Origin of the sequence: Serratia sp. CY71090, assembly GCF_052166845.1 — a bacterium.
In the GTDB taxonomy this organism is placed as follows: domain Bacteria; phylum Pseudomonadota; class Gammaproteobacteria; order Enterobacterales; family Enterobacteriaceae; genus Serratia; species Serratia nematodiphila.
On sequence record NZ_JBJNOA010000007.1, the window covers coordinates 212,277 to 233,512 of the forward strand.

Consider the following 21,236-nt stretch of genomic DNA (forward strand, 5'->3'; position numbering starts at 1 on the left):
GTAATATTACCGCGTGAGTAAGAAGAAGTAGTAATGGTGGCTATAGCTCAGTTGGTAGAGCCCTGGATTGTGATTCCAGTTGTCGTGGGTTCGAGTCCCATTAGCCACCCCACTTCCTAAGCGAAGTGAAGATTTAGCAGTATTTTGTGACAGTGCGAAGGTGGCGGAATTGGTAGACGCGCTAGCTTCAGGTGTTAGTGTTCTTACGGACGTGAGGGTTCAAGTCCCTCTCTTCGCACCACGCAAAATATCTGATAAATATAAGATTTATATGGACAACGGTCTGATAAATCGGGTAGTATGAGCAACACAAATCGGCGAGTAGCGCAGCTTGGTAGCGCAACTGGTTTGGGACCAGTGGGTCGGAGGTTCGAATCCTCTCTCGCCGACCACATTCGAAAAACCTGCTTTTTAAAGCAGGTTTTTTTTCGTCTGCAGTTTATGAGGATGAGCACCTCCGCAGGAGGTTCGAGAGGACGTTGCTTTAGCAACGGCCCGCAGGGCGCGTAATCTTTCTCTCGCTGACCATTTTCAAAGAAACCGACGTAAGTCGGTTTTTTTACGTCCGCCGTTTATGAGGTTAAGTCCTTCCCGCTGCGACGAAACGCATAGCGACCAACCCGTGCAGCATTACACGGGTTTTTGCGTATCTGAACATTGGCATTTTGTCTCAACCGGCACGTGTGTAGGTTTTCAGCGACAATGTGGTTTGAAGTTGTCGCCAGTTTGAGACAAATAATCCATTGATTTTAAACATTAAAAGTGGCTTTGGTTTAAGTCGTCGTTTTGCGGCGACAGCATCAGATCGGCCGTGGGTAAAGAACGACAGGGGACGGCATGCTGAGAGAAAGTTAGAGGGTAAGTAAAAATTCAATATTTTCAATAAATTGAATGCTATTTTTTATGGCGACTTTCCTGGATCTGAAAGTTGGCACGTCAAATGCAATACCTATAGCGTAGATGCTCATTCCACCTCTTATGTTCGCCTTCGCCTTCGGCTTCATAAACCCTGGGAATGACGCAGAGCCGATTTAGGGTGCCTATCGCCCACGAGAACGATGACTAACCCGTCATCACGCTCAGGGCAAAACGTTGAGTGAGGCACCGCCCCTGTTGTCCTAGACCTGATTGCTTCTTTATACACTTGCCATACGGCAAGTGTTTTTTTTTGCGCCACAGAAAACCCTGGGCAAAAAAAAGCGCGGCATCGGAGCCGCGCTTTTCTCACTTGGGCAGGGCATTATTCGCCGCCGTTCTGTTTCAGCGTCAACATCAGTCCCTCACGTCGCATCTGCGCCGCTTCATCCGAACGATGCAGTTTTTCCAGCGTATCGGCCAACCAGGCGTAGTCGTAAGCATCCGGGCGCTGTTTCAACGCTTCGCGGAAGGCGTCGGCCGCTTGCTGCCACTCGCCATGCTTCATCAGCAGTTGCCCCAGCGTGCTGTTCAGCAGCGGCGTCGCGCCGTGTTGCTTCATCTGCTGACGCAGCGCTTTTTCCAACTGCTCGGGGTTGCCGGACTTCAGCCGCGGCAGCAACAGCACCAGGCGCTCGTCATATTGGCGCTTCAGGCTGTCGAGCACAATCTCCTGCGCCAGTTCGTGGTCGTTGCATTCGATCAGGTGCTCCACCATCGCGATTTGCAGCGGCACTTCGTGACGCGTCTTGCGGCTCTGATCTTTCCACCAGCGCTTCAGGCCTTCGCTGCCTTCGTCCGCCATCGCCTGATTCATCAGCCCGATATAAGCCTGTTGCTGCAATGCCTGCAGCTGCTCTTCACTGTGCAGCTCGATTTTACGCATCGACGGCAGCACTTCCAGCAGCGACGCGTAGGCGCCGGTGCGCAGATAGGCTTGTTCCGCCAGGCGCAACACTTCCGGATGGCGCGGCGCCTGGTTCAGCAGGCGATCGACGCCGTGGCGCGCGGCATGGTTCTCGCCCTGCGCCAGCTGGATGCGAACCCGGGTGATATCCACCGGCAGCTGATCGGTATCGGCGGCTTCAGCGGCGCGCTCCAGATATTGGTTGGTACGGAAGTCATCGCCGCGTTGTTGTGCGGCCTCGGCGGCCAGCAGGTAGTTCACCACCGGCTGTTCGGCGTGGGCGGCGTTGCGCGTCATCAGCTTTTCAACCTGCTTGTAGTCGCCTTCCGCCAGTTTGATCAGCGCGGCTTTGGTTTGCTGGCGCGCGCGGGTGCGCTTGCGGCCGATAAACCAACCGCGCGTGCGGGCGCCGGTACGGAAGATGCGGCGCAGGATCCACTCGATCGCCAGCAGCACCACGAACAGCAGCACCAGCATGATCACCAGGCCGGTGACGCTGGTTTCAATATTGTAGTTATCGGTCTGGATCAGCACATAGCCCTGATGCCCGGCCAACATCGGCCCGAGCACCACGCTGGCGATCACCACCAGGAACAGAAATAGCACGCGTAACATGGCTTAACCCTCCTGGTGAGCGGCAGGGGACTGGGTCATCAGGTTGCGCACCCGGGTCTGCATCACTTTTTCCAGCAGCGGCTGGCTCTTCAGCTGATCCGGCACATCCATCGAGATCGACTGTTGGCTCAGGTTGTCCAGCTCTTCCAGGAAGGCCTTGGTCGCCGGGTCGGTGGTGTCGAAATAGGCGCGCACCCAGGTGGAGACGGTTTCCAGCGACTGCTTGTAGGTCTCGTTCTGGTGACGCGGAATGGCCTGTGCGGCCACCAGCAGGCGCGAACGGATGTTCTCGCGCAGGTAGATGTCCTGGTTCGGCGCCAGCAGCGGTTCGGCGCTGGTGTCGCGGCGGCGGATGGTGATGAAGTCGGCCATGAAATTGCGCCAGCTCTTGGCCAGGTTCTGCCGCCATTCGCCGATCGAGCCGGAGAGCTCGCTGCTGTTTTGATCCATCGGCGCTTCGTCGGTGTCGTTGTCCGCCAGGCGCAGGTTATCCACCTGATTGGACAGCTGATTGACCTTGAGGATGATGCCGTCGTAATCGACCTGGGTCAGCGTGGAAAGTGTGCTGATGTCTTCGGTAATGGCGCGGCGCACGTCGAGCAGGCTCGGATCGTTCATGTCCGCCAGGCTGGCGTCGGCGCTTTTCAGCAGCGCGGCGGCGCTGGTCAAGTCTTGATCGCTCCACAGCTTGCGGCCGGCCATTTTCACCAGGAAATCGGCCTGCGCCAGCAGCCAGGTTTTGGCGTCGCTGCCGGAGATGGTCGCCACTTTTTCCTGCAGCTCGCTCAGTTGGCGCGCCAGATTCGCCTGCTCGCGATCGGCGGCGTCCAGGGTTTTACCCTGCTGCTGCAGCAGGCCTTCCAGCGCATTTCTTTCCTGCTGTTGGCTCTGCTTTACGCCTTCAAGCTGCTGTTGCAGCGCCTGATTGGCGGCGATCAGCTGTTGCGCCTGCTTGTGCGTGTGGTAATAGCCGCCCGCGCCGAGGGCGATGACCAGCACGATAGCGATCGCGCCGAGCACCGGGCCGGTGTTCTTGCCTTTGCGGCTGGCAGCGGCTGGCTGCTGGGAGCTCTCAACCGCGGTGGTTGGCTCTTCAACCGGGGCGGATGGGGTATTTTGTTCCGTCATAGTGGCACATCCCATAGTCAGATTATTGTAGCGCGCGGATCAGCGCGTCATTATCGGCGTTGTCAGCTACCCGAATCGTACGCCAGCCCAAATCCCGGGCGAGGGTAGCCAGGCGTTCGCTCACTACTACCAGGCGGCAACGCAGCAGCCATGAAGAACGATAGTAATCAGGAACTAAAGTATAGAGCTGTTGTAACATTTCACCGCTGGTCACCACCAGCGTATCCACACCGGCGCGTTGCCAGTGGGCGCTTTGCTCGCTGCCGTCATAGTGCACCGGGCTGCGTTGATAGCATTCATAATAGCTGACGTCGGCGCCGCGCTCGCTCAGCGTCGACCCCAACAGTTCGCGGCCGCCGTTGCCGCGTAAAATCAGCGCGCGTTTGCCCGCCAGCTTTTGCAGCGCCGGCAGCAGCAGCAGCGTTTCGCTGATCTCGCGTTCGCGCGGGTACTCCACCGGCAAACTGCTGATGCGGTGCAGCGCCAGCCCGGTGGTGCGGCCGATGGCGTAATAAGCCAGGTGAGCGGGCCAGCTCAGCCCGGCGCGGCCGATAACCGAATCGGCATAGTTCACCGAATGCTGCGACAGCACGAACACCAGATCGCCGGCGCTAAGCTGCTGCAACGCCTGCGGCAGCTGCGGCAGATCGCCGCCGGGGGCGAAGTCGATCAGCGGCGCATGATAGGCAACCCGGCCGAGTGCGCGCAGCCGGCTCACTAACTGCTCTCCCGAAGGCGATGGGCGGGTTACCAGGATCGTCATGCCGGCGGATTTCCCTGATAAACCTCGCGCAGGATCTCGCGCGCGCCGCGCGCCAGCAGCTCTTCCGCCAGCTCAACGCCCATCCGTTCGGCTTCGGCGGCCGGGCCGCGGCGTTCGCCGCGCACCATCTGGCTGCCGTCCGGCGCGCCGACCAGGGCGCGCAGCCACAGGCTGTCGCCATCCAGTTCGGCATAACTGCCGATCGGCACCTGGCAGCCGCCTTCCAGGCGGGTATTCATCGCCCGCTCGGCGCGCACGCGGGTTTCGGTGGCCGCATGGTTCAGCGGCGCCAGCAGCGCGCGGGTGACGCTGTCGTCGAGACGGCATTCAATGCCGACTGCACCCTGGCCGACCGCCGGCAGACACTCTTCGGCGCTCAGCGGGCTGCGGATGCGTTGCTCCAGACCTAAACGCTTCAGGCCGGCCACCGCCAGGATAATCGCGTCGTAGTCGCCGTTGTCCAGCTTGGCCAGGCGAGTGCCGACGTTGCCGCGCAGGTCGCGCACGATCAGATCCGGGCGGCGTTCACGCAGCTGGCACTGACGGCGCAGGCTGGAGGTGCCGACCACGCTGCCCAGCGGCAGCTGATCGAGCGAGGCGAAACGATTGGAAACAAAAGCGTCGCGCGGATCTTCGCGTTCGCAAATGGTGGTCAAACCGAGCCCGGCAGGAAAATCGACCGGCACGTCTTTCATCGAATGCACGGCGATGTCGGCGCGGCCTTCCAGCAGCGCGAGCTCGAGTTCTTTAACAAACAGGCCTTTACCGCCGACTTTCGCCAACGGCGTATCCAGAATAACGTCGCCGCGGGTGACCATCGGCACCAACTCGACCTGCAGGCCGGGATGGCAGGCCATCAGACGTTGCTGCACATAATGTGCTTGCCAAAGTGCAAGCGGGCTTTGTCGGGTGGCAATTCGAATAATTTTGTCTAACATGCTTGTTACCGTTTTTATATTTCGCCATCCATCCTACCACTGAGAGTCAATACTGTCAGTGCAAGAAGCCGGAGGCGGAAAAAGGACAACGGAATCAAAGGGACATGTGATGTGCTTTGGGGCAGTTAACACTGCGGGTAAATCGTTTAGGGAAGCGCTACAATAATTGTGAAGCGTTACCTCCTTTACGGTCAATCAGCAAGGTGTTAAATTGATCACGTTTCCAGCAATAAGTCGCCAAATATTCTTCTTACACTAACGGCGCTTATGGAATACGGGTTTTTTTCTAAACACCGGGATAATCAGGCGAGACGTCTTGTACCTCTACATCGAGACATTGAAGCAGAGACTGGATGCGATCAATCAGCTACGCGTCGATCGCGCCCTGGCGGCTATGAAGCCCGCGTTTCAACGGGTATACAGTCTGCTGCCCACCTTACTGCACCACCACCACCCGCTGATGCCGGGTTACCTGAACGGTAACGTTCCCCACGGCATTTGCCTCTACACGCCTGATGAAACTCAACAAGAATACCTGAACGATTTAGAAGACAAATGGGGCAGCCCGTTTGACAAACCGGCCAGCGGCGAGCTGCCGATCACCGGCGTCTATTCGATGGGCAGCACCTCGTCTATCGGCCAAAGCTGCAGCTCGGATCTCGACATCTGGGTCTGCCACCAGTCCTGGCTGGACAACGAAGAACGCACCCGCCTGCAGCAAAAATGCAGCCTGCTTGAGAAGTGGGCCGCCTCGATGGGGGTGGAAGTCAGCTTCTTCCTGATCGACGAAAACCGTTTCCGCCATAATGAAAGTGGCAGCCTGGGCGGCGAAGACTGCGGCTCGACGCAGCACATCCTGTTGCTCGACGAGTTCTACCGCACCGCGGTGCGCCTGGCCGGCAAACGTATCCTGTGGAACATGGTGCCGGGCGAAGAAGAAGCGCACTACGATGAATACGTGTTGTCGCTGTACGCGCAGGGCGCGCTGACGCCGAACGAGTGGCTGGATCTCGGCGGCCTGAGTTCGCTGTCGGCGGAAGAGTACTTCGGCGCCAGCCTGTGGCAGCTGTACAAGAGCATCGATTCGCCTTACAAGGCGGTGCTGAAGACCCTGCTGCTGGAAGCCTATTCCTGGGAATACCCCAATACCCAGCTGCTGGCGACGGACATCAAACATCGCCTGCACCAGGGCGAGATCGTCAGCTTCGGGCTCGATGCCTACTGCATGATGCTCGAGCGCGTCACTCGCTATCTGACCGACATCAACGACACCACCCGCCTCGATCTGGCCCGCCGCTGTTTCTACCTGAAAGTGTGTGAAAAGCTGTCGCTGGCCAAGGCCTGCGTCGGCTGGCGGCGCGAGATCCTCAGCCAGTTGGTCAGCGAGTGGGGCTGGAGCGACGAGCGTCTGGCGATGCTGGACAACCGCGCCAACTGGAAGATCGAGCGGGTGCGCGAAGCGCATAACGAGTTGCTCGATGCGATGATGCAGAGCTACCGCAACCTGATCCGTTTCGCCCGCCGCAATAACCTCAGCGTCAGCGCCAGCCCGCAGGATATCGGCGTGCTGACCCGCAAACTGTATGCGGCGTTCGAAGCGCTGCCCGGCAAGGTGACGCTGGTGAACCCGCAGATTTCACCGGACCTGTCGGAAAACGATTTAACCTTTATTCACGTGCCGGTTGGCCGCGCCAACCGCACCGGCTGGTACCTGTACAATCAGGCGCCGGCCATGGATTCGATCGTCAGCCATCAGCCGCTGGAATATAACCGCTACCTGAACAAGCTGGTGGCCTGGGCCTATTTCAACGGCCTGCTGACGCCGCAGACCCGCCTGCACATTAAAAGCGGCAACCTGTGCGACACCGCCAAGCTGCAGGAGCTGGTGGCCGACGTTTCCCATCACTTCCCGCTGCGCCTGCCGGCGCCGACGCCGAAAGCGCTGTACAGCCCGTGTGAGATCCGCCATCTGGCGATCATCGTCAATCTGGAAAACGATCCGACCGCCGCCTTCCGCAATCAGGTGGTGCACTTCGATTTCCGCAAGCTGGACGTGTTCAGCTTCGGCCAGCAGCAGCAGTGTTTGGTGGGCAGCATCGATCTGCTGTACCGCAACTCCTGGAACGAAGTGCGTACCCTGCATTTCAGCGGCGAGCAGTCGGTGCTGGAAGCATTGAAAACCATTCTCGGCAAAATGCACCAGGACGCCGCGCCGCCGGAGTCGGTGGAAGTGTTCTGCTACAGTCAGCACCTGCGCGGCCTTATCCGCACCCGTATCCAGCAGTTGGTGTCGGAGTGCATCGAGCTGCGCCTGTCCAGCACCCGGCTGGAACCCGGCCGCTTCAAGGCGGTGCGTGTCGCCGGGCAGACCTGGGGGTTGTTCTTCGAGCGCCTGAGCGTGTCGGTGCAAAAGCTGGAGAATGCGGTGGAGTTTTACGGCGCCATCTCCAACAACAAGCTGCACGGCCTGTCTATCAAGGTGGAAACCGATCAGGTGCATCTGCCGCCGGTGGTGGATGGTTTCGCCAGCGAGGGGATCATCCAGTTCTTCTTCGAAGACACCTCGGACGACAAGGGTTTCAACATCTATATTCTGGATGAGTCGAACCGGGTAGAGGTGTATCACCACTGCGAGGGCAGCAAAGAAGAGCTGGTGCGCGACGTCAGTCGCTTCTATTCCTCGTCGCACGACCGCTTTACCTACGGCTCCAGCTTCATCAACTTCAATCTGCCGCAGTTCTATCAAATCGTGCAGCTCGACGGGCGCACGCAGGTGATCCCGTTCCGCAGCAACGTGCTGTCCAGCCTGTGCGTGACGGTGGCCGACGGCGCCGCTCAGCCGCTGAAGCAGCAGTTCCAGCTGCATTGACGCCGCAAGGGCTCGGTTGCCGAGCCCTGCTTAACCTCAGGAAAAACTCAGTTCCTCGCCGGCCTGCGCGCTGGCCGCTTCGCTGAGCAGTTGGTAAAACGGCTGCCCGCTGCGATCGCATAGCCAAACTCCGTCGCGGTAGTTGAAGTGGTAACCGCCGGCCTTGGTGGCGAGCCACACCTGGTGCAGCGGCTCCTGGCGGTTGATGACGATTTTGGTGCCGTTTTCGAAGCTCAGCGTCATCACGCCGCCATGGGTTTCGTAATCGATGTCCGCATCGCCGTCAAAATCGTCCAGTGTCTCTTCAATATTCAGCATCAGCTGGTCGGCCAACTGGTGAAACTCGCTGTCGTTCATATTCAATTCCTATTGCTTTTCATGATCCACCTGCGATTATAGAGACCTTGGACGCATGAATTACAGGCATTAATGCAAATGAAAAAACAACTACGCTATGCGCTGATGGCAGTTCTGGTTACCGGCCTCGCCGGCTGTGGTCTGAAAGGCCCGCTTTACTTCCCGCCTGCCGACTCCGCCGGCCAGAAACCGGCCAAGCCGCCGGTGCAAACGGGCGATCAGGTGCAAAAGAACCAGCAGGAGCAGTCTGGCTCTCAGCAAAAACCGTCGATGGTTGACCAGTAACACCCTGTTTGCGGTGGCGAGCGCCGCCGTAAAATCAAGACGGATAGCGCGTCCAGATAGCGGAGTATGATATGCAGTTCTCCAAAATGCACGGTCTGGGCAACGACTTTATGGTGGTCGATGCCGTTACACAGAATGTCTATTTTTCACCTGAGCTGATCCGCCGGCTGGCCGATCGGCACCTGGGCGTCGGCTTTGACCAGATGCTGGTGGTAGAACCGCCTTACGATCCCGAACTGGATTTTCACTACCGAATTTTTAACGCCGACGGCAGCGAAGTGGCGCAGTGCGGCAACGGCGCGCGTTGCTTCGCGCGTTTCGTGCGGCTGAAAGGGCTGACCAACAAGCGCGATATCCGCGTCAGCACCCAAACCGGGCGCATGGTGCTCAGCGTCACCGACGACGATCTGGTGTGCGTCAACATGGGTGAGCCGAATTTCGACCCGCAGGCGGTGCCGTTCCGCGCCGCCAAGGCTGAAAAGACCTACATCATGCGCGCGGCGGAACATACCGTGTTGTGCGGCGTGGTGTCGATGGGCAACCCGCATTGTGTTTTGCAGGTGGACGACGTAAAAACCGCCAAGGTGGAGCTGCTCGGGCCGGTGCTGGAAGGGCATGAACGCTTCCCGGAACGGGCCAACATCGGCTTTATGCAGGTGGTCAGCCGCGATCATATCAAGCTGCGCGTTTATGAGCGCGGCGCCGGTGAAACGCAGGCCTGCGGCAGCGGCGCCTGTGCGGCGGTGGCGGTGGGGATCCAACAGGAATTGCTGTCAGAAGAAGTGCATGTAGAGCTGCCGGGCGGCAGCCTGCATATTCGCTGGAAAGGGCCGGGCAACCCGCTGTTTATGACCGGTCCGGCAACCCATGTCTATGACGGATTTATTCATCTATGAAAAGCGTAGAAGAACAGAGCGTCGCCGGCCTGGCGCTGGATGACGACACCGTGATGCAGTACCTGCTGCAGAACCCGGATTTCTTTATTCGCAACGCGCGCCAGGTTGAGCAGATGCGCGTGCCTCACCCGGTGCGCGGCACCGTTTCGCTGGTGGAATGGCATCTGGCCCGCCAGCGCAATCATATCGAACGGCTGGAAGAAGAGATCACGCTGCTGATGGAGCAGGCCAGCGCCAACGAAGGGCTGTTCGCCAGGCTGCTGCACCTGCAGGCCGATCTGGCCACCGCCGACAGCTTGCAGGACATGCTCAACCGGCTGCAGCGCTGGGCGCGCGGCTTCGGTTTGGCCGGCGCCACGGTGCGTCTGTTCGCCGAGCGCTGGAATATCGGCGCGCCTTCCGATTTCACCCATCTGGCGCTGACGCGTTCGGCGTTCGAGCCGTTCCGCATCCAGCGGCTGGGCAGCGAACAACACTACCTCGGCGGCCTGAACGGCCCCGAACTGCTGCTGCTGTTGCCGCAGGCCAAACAGATCGGCCAGATTGGTTCGGTAGCGCTGTCGATGCTGGGCGACGATGGCGAGCTGGGCATGGTGATCTTCAGCAGCCGCGATACGCAACACTATCAGCAGGGCATGGGCACGGTAATGCTCAATCAACTGGCGCGCATGCTGCCGGAACTGCTGGAACGCTGGATCGAACGCGCATGACGCCGATTGCGCCCAGCCTGCAGCAGCCGGTGGACGCTTTTCTGCGTTATCTCAAGGTAGAACGGCAACTCAGCCCGCTGACGCAGCTCAGCTATTCACGCCAGCTGACGGCGCTGATGCTCCTGGCGCAGGAGATCGGCGTCACCGACTGGGCGGCGCTGGACGCCGCCCGGGTGCGCATGCTGGCGGCGCGCAGCAAACGTGCCGGTCTGCAGTCCGCCAGCCTGGCGCTGCGGCTCTCTTCATTGCGCAGTTTCCTCGACTGGCTGGTCAGCCAGGGCGTGCTGCACGCCAACCCCGCCAAAGGCATCCGCACGCCGCGCAGCGGTCGCCATCTGCCGAAAAATATCGACGTCGATGAAATGAACCAACTGCTGGAGATCGATCTCAACGATCCGCTGGCGGTGCGCGATCGCGCCATGCTGGAGGTGATGTATGGCGCCGGCCTGCGCCTCTCCGAGCTGGTGGGGCTGGATTGCCGCCATGTCGATATGGCGGCCGGCGAGGTGTGGGTGATGGGGAAAGGCAGCAAAGAACGCAAACTGCCGATCGGACGCACCGCCGTCACCTGGCTGGAACATTGGCTGGCGATGCGCGATCTGTTTGGGCCGCAGGATGACGCGATGTTTCTGTCCAATCAGGGGCGACGCATCTCGACGCGCAACGTGCAAAAGCGCTTCGCCGAATGGGGCGTGAAGCAGGGCGTCAACAGCCATATCCACCCGCACAAGCTGCGCCACTCCTTCGCCACCCATATGCTGGAGTCCAGCGGCGATCTGCGCGCGGTGCAAGAGCTGCTCGGCCACGCCAACCTGACCACCACGCAGATTTATACCCACCTCGACTTTCAACATCTGGCGAACGTGTACGATGCCGCGCATCCGCGCGCCAAACGGGGGAAATCCTGATGCATTTTTATCGCCCGCTGCGCCCGCTGGCGGCGCTGACTTTCGATCTGGACGACACGCTGTATGACAACCGTCCGGTGATCCGGCAAACCGAGCAGCAGTCGGTGGCCTTCCTGCAGAGCTACCATCCCGGTCTGAACAGCTTCCAGTCGGCGGATTTCCACCGCCTGCGCCAGGAGCTGCGCGAGCAGGATCCGGAGATCTACCACGACGTCACCCAGTGGCGCTGGCGCGCCATTCATCTGGCGCTGAGCCGGCAGGGGCTGCGCGACGCTGAAGCGGCAATCGGGGCCGATGCGGCGATGCAGAACTTCGCGCTGTGGCGCAGCCGCATCGAGGTGCCGGAAGCGACCCACGCCACGCTGAAGGCGCTGGCCGCGCGCTACCCGCTGGTGGCGATCACCAACGGCAACGCCGATCCGGCGCAGTGCGGCCTGGACGGTTACTTCCAGTTCGTGTTGCGCTCCGGGCCGGACGGGCGCGCCAAACCGTACCAGGACATGTATCACCTGGCCGTCGAACGGCTGGGCGTGGCGCCCGGGCAGATCCTGCACGTGGGCGACGATCTGACTACCGACGTCGCCGGTGCGCTGCGCGCGGGGCTACAGGCCTGTTGGATCAACGATCGGCAACGCAGCCTGATGCAGGCCGCCGACAGCCGCCTGCTGCCGCATATTGAGATTTCGCAGTTGGCATCGCTGACAGCATTGTTATAATCCCTGCCAGAACTCTGTATAAATTTCCAGTGAAAAACCCGTCACCGGCGGGTTTTCCCTTAACCATTAGTGGTGCCTATGGACGTCTCCGATCTGCTCGACAGCCTGAATGAAAAACAACGTGAAGCCGTGGCGGCGCCGCGCAGCAACCTGTTGGTTCTGGCCGGAGCGGGCAGCGGCAAGACGCGGGTGCTGGTGCATCGCATCGCCTGGCTGCTGTCGGTGGAGAACTGCTCGCCGTATTCGATCATGGCGGTGACCTTCACCAACAAGGCGGCGGCGGAAATGCGTCACCGTATCGAACATCTGATCGGCACCAGCCAGGGCGGCATGTGGATCGGCACCTTCCACGGCCTGGCGCATCGTCTGTTGCGCGCCCATCACCTGGAGGCCAACCTGCCGCAGGATTTCCAGATCCTCGACAGCGATGACCAGCTGCGGTTGCTCAAGCGCATCATCAAGGCGCTGAACGTTGACGAGAAGCAGTGGCCGCCGCGTCAGGCGATGTGGTACATCAACGGCAAGAAAGATGAGGGCCTGCGCCCGCAGCACGTCGAAACTTACAACAACCCGGTGGAGGCCACCTGGCTGCGCATCTACCAGGCCTATCAGGAAGCCTGCGATCGCGCGGGGCTGGTGGATTTCGCCGAGCTGCTGCTGCGCGCGCACGAGCTGTGGCTGAACAAGCCGCATATCCTCAACCACTACCGCGAACGTTTCACCAACGTGCTGGTGGATGAATTCCAGGATACCAACAGCATCCAGTACGCCTGGATCCGCTTGCTGGCGGGCGGCAACAGCAGCGTGATGATCGTCGGCGACGATGACCAGTCAATCTACGGTTGGCGCGGCGCGCAGGTGGAAAACATCCAGCGTTTCCTGAAGGATTTCCCCGGCGCGGAAACCATCCGCCTGGAGCAGAACTACCGTTCCACCAGCAACATCCTGAAAGCGGCCAACACCCTGATCGCCAACAACGACGGGCGCATGGGCAAAAACCTGTGGACCGAAGGCGGTGAAGGCGAGCCGATTTCCCTCTACTGCGCCTTCAACGAACTCGACGAAGCGCGCTTCGTGGTCAACCGCATCAAGACCTGGCAAGACAACGGCGGCGCGCTGAACGACTGCGCCATCCTGTACCGCAGCAACGCCCAGTCGCGGGTGCTGGAAGAGGCGCTGCTGCAGACGGCGATGCCGTACCGCATCTACGGCGGCCAGCGTTTCTTCGAACGCCAGGAAATCAAGGATGCGCTGGCTTACCTGCGCCTCATTTCCAACCGCAACGACGACGCAGCCTTCGAGCGCGTGGTCAACACCCCGACGCGCGGCATCGGCGATCGCACCCTCGACGTGGTGCGCCAGGCGGCGCGCGATCGCCAGCTGACGCTGTGGCAGGCGACGCGCGAGCTGATGCAGGACAAGGTGTTGGCCGGCCGCGCCGCGTCGGCGCTGCAGCGTTTCATCGAACTGGTGGAATCGTTGGCCCATGAAACCGCCGACATGCCGCTGCACGTGCAGACCGACCGGGTGATCCGCGACTCCGGGCTGTTCATCATGTATGAACAGGAGAAGGGCGAGAAGGGGCAGGCGCGTATCGAAAACCTCGAGGAACTGGTGACGGCGACGCGCCAGTTCAGCTATCAGGACGAAGATCAGGATCTGATGCCGCTGCAGGCGTTCCTGTCGCATGCGGCGCTGGAAGCGGGCGAAGGCCAGGCCGACGCCTATCAGGACGCGGTGCAGCTGATGACTCTGCACTCGGCCAAGGGGCTGGAGTTCCCGCTGGTGTTTATCGTCGGCATGGAAGAGGGCATGTTCCCGAGCCAGATGTCGCTGGATGAAGGCGGCCGTCTGGAGGAGGAGCGCCGTCTGGCCTATGTGGGCGTAACGCGCGCCATGCAGAAGCTGACGCTGACCTATGCCGAAACGCGCCGTCTGTACGGCAAAGAGGTTTACCATCGGCCGTCGCGCTTTATCGGCGAACTGCCGGAGGAGTGCGTGGAAGAAGTGCGCCTGCGCGCCAGCGTATCGCGCCCGGTCAATCACCGCCGCATGGGTACGCCGATCAGCGAGAACGATACCGGCTATAAGCTGGGCCAGCGCGTGCGCCATCCCAAGTTTGGTGAAGGCACCATCGTCAATCTGGAGGGCAGCGGCGAGCACAGCCGGCTGCAGATCGCCTTCCCGGGCGAGGGCATCAAATGGCTGGTGGCGGCCTACGCGCGTTTGGAAACGGTCTAACGAGAGAGGCGTTGCAGGGGCAAGCCCCTGCAATCGTTCACCATCAGTGAGGGTAGCGGTCGCCGACCTGTGCGGTGGCGTACCAGCGCATCACCGCTTCGGTGCCTTCGCCGCCTTCCTGCGGCGCCCACGGCATGCAGTCTTCTTCGGTCAGCGCCTGATACGGCCCCTGCTTCACTTCGAACACCACGCCGCCGGCATCGACCGACAGCACCGCATGCCAGGTAAAGGCCGGCATCTCCAGCACTTTGGTTTCTTCGCCGAGCAGGGTGCGCTGCGTCACGACGCCGTCATCATTGAACTGCAGCACGACAAAACGGCCGCGCAGCGGCGTCAGCAGCTCCCAGGTTTGCGGGTGGCGGTGCGGGCGGATATAGGTGCCGGGTTCCATGGCGATCGCCAGGCGTTGCACCGGGTCGCTCAGCTCTTCATGTAGGGTGCGGTGCGCGCGCAGGCGAGCCACGCTGGCGGCCTGTTCGCTCATCGCGGTCAGTTCATGGGCGGTAATCTGTTTCATCGTTTAAATCCGCATGCTTGTCGTACCATTAGGGTGATGCCATCTTAGCAACATTCTGGGAGGTGGTAAGCGATCGCCGCGACTTTTTCAGTACGGTTTAAGCGCCATTTCTGCCATTGATCATCGTGATGATTTGTTGCGCAATTATCCCGCCTAACGTGTTGACAGGCTTTTTCTTCTCGGCGTAACATGCGCGCACTATTATCATTGAGGACAGACGCCTTGGACACACCCAGTAGATACTGGCTCACTGACCTGCGCCGCAGGTATAACTTCTAAGGCTCTCCGTTTTTGCTGATAGCCTTCGTGGTTGTCGGCGACCCCGCAAAGCGTCGCTATGAGTCAGATCTCTTCATGGTCTGAAACAAATCGGTGATACGCATCCCCTCTGTTTCTGTGCTTCAACGCGTTGTCCGCACCCGTTACCTTCACGGAGTTTTGGCACATGCTGAGCGCTTTTAAATTAGATAACCGCCGCTTGTCCCGTCTGGAACTGGACGACTCGGATGATCTCACGTCATCGCTGTGGGTTGATCTGGTCGAGCCGGAAGAGGGCGAGCGTGAGCGCGTGCAGAATGAGCTGGGACAAAGCCTGGCGACGCGTCCCGAACTGGACGACATCGAAGCCTCCGCCCGTTTCTTCGAAGACGAAGACGGTCTGCATATCCACTCCTTCTTCTATTTCGAAGATGCGGAAGACCACGCCGGCAACTCCACGGTGGCCTTCACCATCCGCGACGGCCGCCTGTATACCCTGCGCGAGCGCGAACTGCCGGCGTTTCGCCTGTACCGCATGCGCGCCCGCAACCAGACCATGCTCGAAGGCAACGCCTACGAACTGCTGCTGGATTTGTTCGAAACCAAGATTGAACAGCTGGCGGATGAGATAGAGAACATCTACAGCGATCTGGAACAGCTTAGCCGGGTGATCATGGAAGGGCATCAGGGCGACGAATACGACGCCGCGCTGTCGACGCTGGCGGAGCTGGAAGATATCGGCTGGAAGGTGCGTTTGTGTCTGATGGATACCCAGCGCGCGCTCAACTTCCTGGTGCGCAAGGCGCGTTTGCCGACCGGCCAGCTGGAGCAGGCGCGTGAAGTGCTGCGCGACATCGAATCCCTGCTGCCGCACAACGAATCGCTGTTCCAGAAGGTGAACTTCCTGATGCAGGCGGCGATGGGTTTCATCAACATCGAACAGAACCGCATCATCAAGATCTTCTCGGTGGTGTCGGTGGTATTCCTGCCGCCTACGCTGGTGGCCTCCAGCTACGGCATGAACTTTGAATTCATGCCGGAACTGAAATGGTCGTTCGGCTACCCGGGCGCCATCACCTTGATGATCCTGGCGGGCCTGGCCCCTTACCTGTACTTCAAGCGCAAGAACTGGCTGTAACCCGGCGGCGCCGGGCTCAGCGCAGCTTGCGCTGGGTATAGAGCGCGTCGAGGGTGAACAGGATCAGCGCCGCCCAGATAAAGCCGAAGGTCACCAGCTTGTCCTGGCCGACGGTCTCGCCGTAGAAGGTGACCGCCAGCAGGAACATCAGCGTCGGGCCGAGATACTGGAAGAAACCGAGCGTCGACAGGCGCAGCCGGGTAGCCGCCGCGGTGAAGCACAGCAGCGGCACGGTGGTGACGATGCCGGCGGCGACCAGCAGCAGATTCAGCGACCACGGGTTGGCGCTCAGGTGGCTGGTGGGGCTGTCGGCGAACAGGAACAGGTAGCCCGCCGCCACCGGCAGCAGCCACAGCGTTTCAATCAGCATGCCGGTCTGCGCGTCGATGGCGATTTTCTTGCGCAGCAGGCCGTAGAAGGCGAAGCTGAACGCCAGGCCCAGACCGATGATCGGCAACGAACCGAACTGCCAGAGCTGCACCAGCACCCCGGTGAACGCCAGCGCCACCGCCACCCACTGCATGCGGCGGAAACGTTCGCCGAGAAACAGCATCCCCAACAGCACGTTAACCAGCGGGTTGATGAAGTAGCCCAGGCTGGCTTCCAGCATATGGTGGTTGTTCACCGCCCAGATGAACAGCAGCCAGTTGCCGCCGATCAACAGCGCGGTGACCGCCAGCAACAGAAGCCGTTTGCGGTTTTGGCAGGCGGCGCGCACTTTCTGCCAGTTGCGGCCCAGCGTGATCAGCGCCAGCATGAAGAAAAACGACCAGATGATCCGGTGGGTGAGGATCTCGTCCGCGGATACTTGCTGGATCAGTTTGAAATAGGCCGGGGCGATGCCCCACATAAAATAGGCGGCCAGGGCGAAGAAAATGCCCTGACGCGTTTGCTTTGCGTCCATGACGTCACTCTGGTGGGGAACGTAAGATGCGGTGAGTGTACTGAAGTCGCTCACCGCACACAATCATCAGCCGACCAGATAGGTGGCGGTAGCGGTGGCGATATGCAGGCCGTCGTGGTTATGCAGTTCTACGCGCGCGACGGCGACCTTGTTGCCGCTGCGCAGCACGCTGGCGGAGGCGACGAAGTGTTCGCCGCGGCCGGGGCGCAGATAGTCGACGCGCAGATCGATGGTGCCCATACGCGACAGTTTGGCGGCGATCTCTTCTTCGATCAGCGGCTCCAGGCGCGTCAGCACGCCGCCGGCGCAAGCCAGCCCGGCGGCGACGTCGAGCACCGCGGCGATCACGCCGCCGTGCAGAATTTCCTGCGCGGCGTTGCCCACCAGCTTGCGCTGGTTGGTAAAGCTCAGCTCGACGTAGTCATCGTCGAAGCGGCGCAGCTCCAGGCCAAGCTCGCGGTTGAACGGCATGTGGTAGACAAAGATTTCGCCGATCTTGCGGCGGGCGGCTTCCAGGGTCAGAGCAGTGGTCGACATAGCGGGGTTCCGTTTTTCTTTTGCGTTTTAAGGGAGCTAACTGGTCAGTCCAGGTTAATGGAATGTTGATTTTATGCTTAACCTTTGTTGCTTTCCAGACTATTCCAATAAAACCGGACCGCGCTGCGGTAAATCCTCCTTTGTGTGTAAAATGGCCTGATTTTTTCCGGGCTTGCCCTTTTTCGTTGGAGTAAGGAGAGGTTATGCGCATTTTGTCAGGGATCGTTTCCGCCACGCTGCTGATGCCGGCGCTGGCATTGGCTGAGGAAGCCAAAGAGCAGCAGATTCACGATAAGCCGGCGGTGCGCGGCAGCATTATCGCCAACCTGCTGCAGGAGCACGATAATCCATTCACGCTGTATCCTTACGATCCCAATTACCTGCTGTACACCGACACCAGCGATATCAACAAAGAAGCCATCAAGACGTACAACTGGGCCGACAAGGCGCGCAAGGACGAGGTGAAATACCAGCTTAGCCTGGCGTTTCCGCTGTGGCGGGGCATTGCCGGCGACAACTCGGTGCTCGGCGCGTCTTATACTCAGCGCTCCTGGTGGCAATTGTCCAACCGCGGCGAGTCTTCGCCGTTCCGCGAGACCAACTACGAGCCGCAGCTGTTCGTGGGGTGGGCGACCGATTACCGCTTTGCCGGCTGGACGCTGCGCGATGTTGAAATCGGCGTTAACCATCAGTCTAACGGCCGCTCGGATCCGACGTCGCGCAGCTGGAATCGCGGCTATGCGCGGCTGATGGCGCAAAATGGCAACTGGCAGGTGGATCTCAAGCCCTGGTTCCGCTTCTCGGAGAGCTCGAGCAACGACGACAACCCGGACATCACCAAATACATGGGATACTACCGGTTGAAGGTCGGTTACGCCTGGGGCGACAGCGTGTTCAGCGTCGACAGCCACTACAACTGGAACAGCGGCTACGGCGGCGCGGAACTGGGCTGGAGTTACCCGATCACCCGCAACGTGCGTTTCTATACCCAGGTGTTCAGCGGCTACGGCGAATCGCTGATCGACTACAACTTCCGGCAGACACGGGTGGGCGTTGGTGTCATGCTGAACGATATTATGTAATCATACCCGGTGGGTGTGTACCGATGAAAAAATGGGGAAGTGTGTGTCAACCGCAGCAGTGATTAACAGAGAGTTGCTGGCCGAGCAGGTATTGCGCGATACCTTCGGCTACCAGCAATTCCGTCCGGGCCAACAAACGATTATCAACGCCGCGATCGGCGGGCAGGATTGCCTGGTGGTGATGCCGACCGGCGGCGGCAAGTCGTTGTGCTACCAAATCCCGGCGCTGGTGATGGACGGCCTGACCCTGGTGGTTTCCCCGCTGATCTCGCTGATGAAGGACCAGGTCGATCAGCTGTTGGCCTACGGCGTTTCCGCCGCCTGCTACAACTCGACGCAAACCCGCGAGGAGCAGTTGGACGTCATGGCCGGCTGCCGCAACGGCACCATCAAGATGCTGTACATCGCGCCGGAGCGGCTGATGATGGAAAGCTTCCTCAACCTGCTCGATCACTGCCCGCCGGCGATGCTGGCGGTGGATGAGGCGCACTGCATCTCCCAATGGGGCCATGACTTCCGGCCGGAATATCGCGCGCTGGGTCAGCTGAAACAGCGCTTCCCGTCGATGCCGGTGATCGCGCTGACCGCCACCGCCGACGAGGCCACCCGCGGCGATATCGTGCGCCTGCTGTCGCTGCAGGACCCGCTGGTGCAGGTCAGCAGCTTTGACCGGCCGAACATCCGCTACACGCTGGTGGAAAAATTCAAACCGCTCGATCAGCTGTGGCGCTTCGTGCAGGATCAGCGCGGCAAGAGCGGCATTATCTATTGCAACAGCCGCGCCAAGGTGGAAGACACCGCCGCGCGCCTGCAAAGCCGCGGGCTGAGCGTCGGCGCTTATCACGCCGGGCTGGACAACGATCGCCGCGCCCAGGTGCAGGAAGCGTTCCAGCGTGACGATCTGCAGGTGGTGGTGGCCACCGTCGCCTTCGGCATGGGCATCAACAAACCCAACGTGCGTTTCGTGGTGCATTTCGACATCCCGCGCAATATCGAATCCTATTATCAGGAGACCGGCCGCGCCGGGCGCGACGGCCTGCCGGCCGAAGCCATCCTGCTGTACGATCCGGCCGATATGGCCTGGCTGCGCCGCTGCCTGGAGGAGAAACCCGCCGGGCAGCAATTGGACATCGAGCGCCACAAGCTGAACGCCATGGGGGCGTTCGCCGAGGCACAAACCTGCCGCCGCCTGGTGCTGCTCAACTACTTTGGCGAAGGCAAGCACGAGAACTGCGGCAACTGCGATATCTGCCTCGATCCGCCCAAGCGCTACGACGGGCTGGAGGACGCGCGCAAGGCGCTGTCCTGCGTGTATCGCGTCGGCCAGCGCTTTGGCCTCGGGTACATCGTGGAAGTGCTGCGCGGCGCCAACAACCAGCGTATTCGCGAATATGGCCACGACAAGCTGCCGGTGTACGGCATCGGCCGCGATCAGACCACCGAACACTGGACCAGCGTGCTGCGTCAGCTGATCCACCTGGGTTTTATCACCCAGAACATCGCCATGCACTCGGCGCTGCAATTGACCGAGGCGGCGCGCCCGGTGTTGCGCGGCGAGGTGGCGCTGCAGCTGGCGGTGCCGCGCATTCAGAGCCTGAAGTCGCGCAGCAGCGCCAACCAGAAATCCTACGGCGGCAATTACGATCGCAAGCTGTTTGCCAAGCTGCGCAAACTGCGCAAATCGATCGCCGACGAAGAAAACATTCCTCCCTACGTGGTGTTCAACGACGCCACGCTGCTGGAAATGGCCGAACAGATGCCGATCAAGGCCGGCGATCTGCTGAGCGTCAACGGCGTCGGCCAGCGCAAACTGGAGCGTTTCGGCGCGCCCTTTATGGCGATGATCCGCGACCATCTCGACAATGATGAAGACTGAGGGCGATATATCATGCTGATGCTGTTTCTCACCGTGGCGCTGGTGCATCTGATTGCGCTGATGAGCCCGGGGCCGGACTTCTTTTTCGTGTCGCAAACCGCCGCCAGCCGCTCGCGCCGCGAGGCGATGATGGGCGTGGTCGGCATTTCGCTCGGCATCGTGGTATGGGCCGGCGTGGCGTTGATGGGGCTGCATCTGATCCTGCAGAAGATGGCCTGGCTGCATCAGATCATCATGGTTGGCGGCGGCATTTACCTGTGCTGGATGGGGTGGCAACTGCTGCGTTCCGCGCGGGCGCAGCAAGTTTCGCCGGTGGCGGAGGCCCTGGTGGCCTTGCCGAAGGCCGGGCGCAGCTTTATTCGCGGCTTCCTGACCAATCTGTCCAACCCGAAAGCGGTGATCTATTTCGGCAGCGTGTTCTCGCTGTTCGTCGGCGACAGCGTTGGCGCCGGAGCGCGCTGGGGGCTGTTCTTGCTGATCGTCGCCGAGACCTTCGTCTGGTTCAGCCTGGTGGCGGTGGTGTTCGCGCTGCCGGCGATGCGCCGCGGCTATCAGCGGTTGGCCAAGTGGATAGACGGGGTGGCGGGCGTGCTGTTTACCGGCTTCGGGTTACACCTGATCTTTACCCGCTGATCGGCGGTGACATGCCCAAGGCCGAGCAGCGATGCCCGGCCTT

The 21,236-nt window shown here is 60.6% G+C and carries 19 protein-coding genes and 3 tRNA genes; 14 read left to right on the plus strand and 8 right to left on the minus strand.

Annotation, left to right across the window (positions count from 1 at the left end; all coding sequences use genetic code 11):
• The first annotated feature begins 36 nt into the window (after nucleotides 1-36).
• From ACJ8OK_RS15060 to ACJ8OK_RS15070, 3 genes are all read left to right on the plus strand, one after another.
• A tRNA-His gene (locus ACJ8OK_RS15060) sits at nucleotides 37-112 on the plus strand.
• Nucleotides 113-154: 42 nt separating this feature from the next.
• Nucleotides 155-241, plus strand: a tRNA-Leu gene (locus tag ACJ8OK_RS15065).
• A 74-nt stretch (nucleotides 242-315) separates the two neighbouring features.
• Nucleotides 316-392, plus strand: a tRNA-Pro gene (locus ACJ8OK_RS15070).
• Between the two features lie 848 nt (nucleotides 393-1,240).
• Here ACJ8OK_RS15070 and hemY read toward each other — a convergent pair.
• The 4 genes from hemY to hemC are packed head-to-tail and all read right to left on the minus strand — an operon-like array spanning nucleotide 1,241 to nucleotide 5,266.
• Entirely contained in the window at nucleotides 1,241-2,437 is a 1,197-nt protein-coding gene (gene hemY / locus ACJ8OK_RS15075) for a protoheme IX biogenesis protein HemY (RefSeq protein WP_033631483.1), read from the minus strand.
• A 3-nt stretch (nucleotides 2,438-2,440) separates the two neighbouring features.
• The gene (gene hemX / locus ACJ8OK_RS15080) at nucleotides 2,441-3,565 is read right to left on the minus strand and encodes a uroporphyrinogen-III C-methyltransferase (RefSeq protein ID WP_437199381.1); all 1,125 of its coding nucleotides are present in this window, start codon (nucleotides 3,563-3,565) and stop codon (nucleotides 2,441-2,443) included.
• Between the two features lie 22 nt (nucleotides 3,566-3,587).
• A complete protein-coding gene (gene hemD / locus ACJ8OK_RS15085; protein WP_260634039.1) occupies nucleotides 3,588-4,328 on the minus strand; it encodes a uroporphyrinogen-III synthase in 741 nt (246 codons plus the stop codon).
• Entirely contained in the window at nucleotides 4,325-5,266 is a 942-nt protein-coding gene (gene hemC / locus ACJ8OK_RS15090; RefSeq protein WP_033631485.1) for a hydroxymethylbilane synthase, read from the minus strand. Before hemC ends, hemD begins: the two co-directional genes overlap by 4 nt.
• Nucleotides 5,267-5,582: 316 nt before the next feature.
• On the opposite strand from hemC, the gene ACJ8OK_RS15095 reads away from it, so the two are divergent.
• Nucleotides 5,583-8,135 carry a class I adenylate cyclase gene (locus tag ACJ8OK_RS15095; protein ID WP_033631486.1) on the plus strand — a complete coding sequence of 851 codons (2,553 nt, stop codon included), beginning with the start codon at nucleotides 5,583-5,585 and terminating at the stop codon, nucleotides 8,133-8,135.
• A gap of 36 nt (nucleotides 8,136-8,171) precedes the next feature.
• Here ACJ8OK_RS15095 and cyaY read toward each other — a convergent pair whose 3' ends face one another.
• A complete protein-coding gene (gene cyaY, locus ACJ8OK_RS15100; protein ID WP_033631487.1) occupies nucleotides 8,172-8,492 on the minus strand; it encodes an iron donor protein CyaY in 321 nt (106 codons plus the stop codon).
• A 78-nt stretch (nucleotides 8,493-8,570) separates the two neighbouring features.
• Here cyaY and lptM point away from each other — a divergent pair, with 78 nt between their 5' ends.
• From lptM to uvrD, 6 genes are all read left to right on the plus strand, one after another.
• The gene (gene lptM / locus ACJ8OK_RS15105) at nucleotides 8,571-8,777 is read left to right on the plus strand and encodes an LPS translocon maturation chaperone LptM (protein ID WP_079007581.1); all 207 of its coding nucleotides are present in this window, start codon (nucleotides 8,571-8,573) and stop codon (nucleotides 8,775-8,777) included.
• Between the two features lie 71 nt (nucleotides 8,778-8,848).
• Entirely contained in the window at nucleotides 8,849-9,673 is an 825-nt protein-coding gene (dapF, locus tag ACJ8OK_RS15110) for a diaminopimelate epimerase (protein WP_004934244.1), read from the plus strand.
• Nucleotides 9,670-10,383, plus strand: coding sequence for a DUF484 domain-containing protein (locus ACJ8OK_RS15115; protein ID WP_004934247.1), 714 nt, complete (start codon nucleotides 9,670-9,672; stop codon nucleotides 10,381-10,383). Before dapF ends, ACJ8OK_RS15115 begins: the two co-directional genes overlap by 4 nt.
• Nucleotides 10,380-11,291 (plus strand): tyrosine recombinase XerC, encoded by a 912-nt coding sequence (gene xerC, locus ACJ8OK_RS15120; protein ID WP_048326576.1) that lies wholly within the window; start codon nucleotides 10,380-10,382, stop codon nucleotides 11,289-11,291. The genes ACJ8OK_RS15115 and xerC overlap by 4 nt, the downstream gene beginning before the upstream one ends.
• Nucleotides 11,291-12,007, plus strand: coding sequence for a 5-amino-6-(5-phospho-D-ribitylamino)uracil phosphatase YigB (gene yigB / locus ACJ8OK_RS15125; RefSeq protein WP_049276920.1), 717 nt, complete (start codon nucleotides 11,291-11,293; stop codon nucleotides 12,005-12,007). Before xerC ends, yigB begins: the two co-directional genes overlap by 1 nt.
• A 78-nt stretch (nucleotides 12,008-12,085) precedes the next feature.
• Complete coding sequence (uvrD, locus tag ACJ8OK_RS15130) at nucleotides 12,086-14,248, plus strand: DNA helicase II (protein WP_015376268.1); 2,163 nt, start codon at nucleotides 12,086-12,088, stop codon at nucleotides 14,246-14,248.
• Nucleotides 14,249-14,291: 43 nt separating this feature from the next.
• On the opposite strand, the gene ACJ8OK_RS15135 is transcribed toward uvrD, so the two are convergent.
• Nucleotides 14,292-14,765, minus strand: a complete 474-nt coding sequence (locus tag ACJ8OK_RS15135; protein WP_004934257.1) for a WbuC family cupin fold metalloprotein — start codon at nucleotides 14,763-14,765, stop codon at nucleotides 14,292-14,294.
• 445 nt (nucleotides 14,766-15,210) lie between these two features.
• Here ACJ8OK_RS15135 and corA point away from each other — a divergent pair, with 445 nt between their 5' ends.
• Nucleotides 15,211-16,161: a magnesium/cobalt transporter CorA gene (corA, locus tag ACJ8OK_RS15140; RefSeq protein WP_004934262.1), complete on the plus strand. Its 951-nt coding sequence runs from the start codon at nucleotides 15,211-15,213 to the stop codon at nucleotides 16,159-16,161.
• A 16-nt stretch (nucleotides 16,162-16,177) separates the two neighbouring features.
• Here corA and rarD read toward each other — a convergent pair whose 3' ends face one another.
• Together rarD and ACJ8OK_RS15150 are read right to left on the minus strand one after the other, a co-directional pair.
• Complete coding sequence (gene rarD, locus ACJ8OK_RS15145) at nucleotides 16,178-17,065, minus strand: EamA family transporter RarD (RefSeq protein ID WP_033631492.1); 888 nt, start codon at nucleotides 17,063-17,065, stop codon at nucleotides 16,178-16,180.
• A 66-nt stretch (nucleotides 17,066-17,131) separates the two neighbouring features.
• Entirely contained in the window at nucleotides 17,132-17,602 is a 471-nt protein-coding gene (locus ACJ8OK_RS15150) for a thioesterase family protein (RefSeq protein ID WP_033631494.1), read from the minus strand.
• A 203-nt stretch (nucleotides 17,603-17,805) separates the two neighbouring features.
• On the opposite strand from ACJ8OK_RS15150, the gene pldA reads away from it, so the two are divergent.
• Genes pldA through rhtC form a run of 3 tightly spaced genes read left to right on the plus strand, consistent with a single transcriptional unit; the run spans nucleotide 17,806 to nucleotide 21,193 of the window.
• A complete protein-coding gene (gene pldA, locus ACJ8OK_RS15155; protein ID WP_004934270.1) occupies nucleotides 17,806-18,684 on the plus strand; it encodes a phospholipase A in 879 nt (292 codons plus the stop codon).
• Nucleotides 18,685-18,727: 43 nt separating this feature from the next.
• Entirely contained in the window at nucleotides 18,728-20,560 is a 1,833-nt protein-coding gene (gene recQ, locus ACJ8OK_RS15160) for an ATP-dependent DNA helicase RecQ (RefSeq protein ID WP_004934274.1), read from the plus strand.
• 12 nt (nucleotides 20,561-20,572) lie between these two features.
• A complete protein-coding gene (gene rhtC / locus ACJ8OK_RS15165; RefSeq protein WP_442530662.1) occupies nucleotides 20,573-21,193 on the plus strand; it encodes a threonine export protein RhtC in 621 nt (206 codons plus the stop codon).
• Nucleotides 21,194-21,236 lie beyond the last annotated feature (43 nt).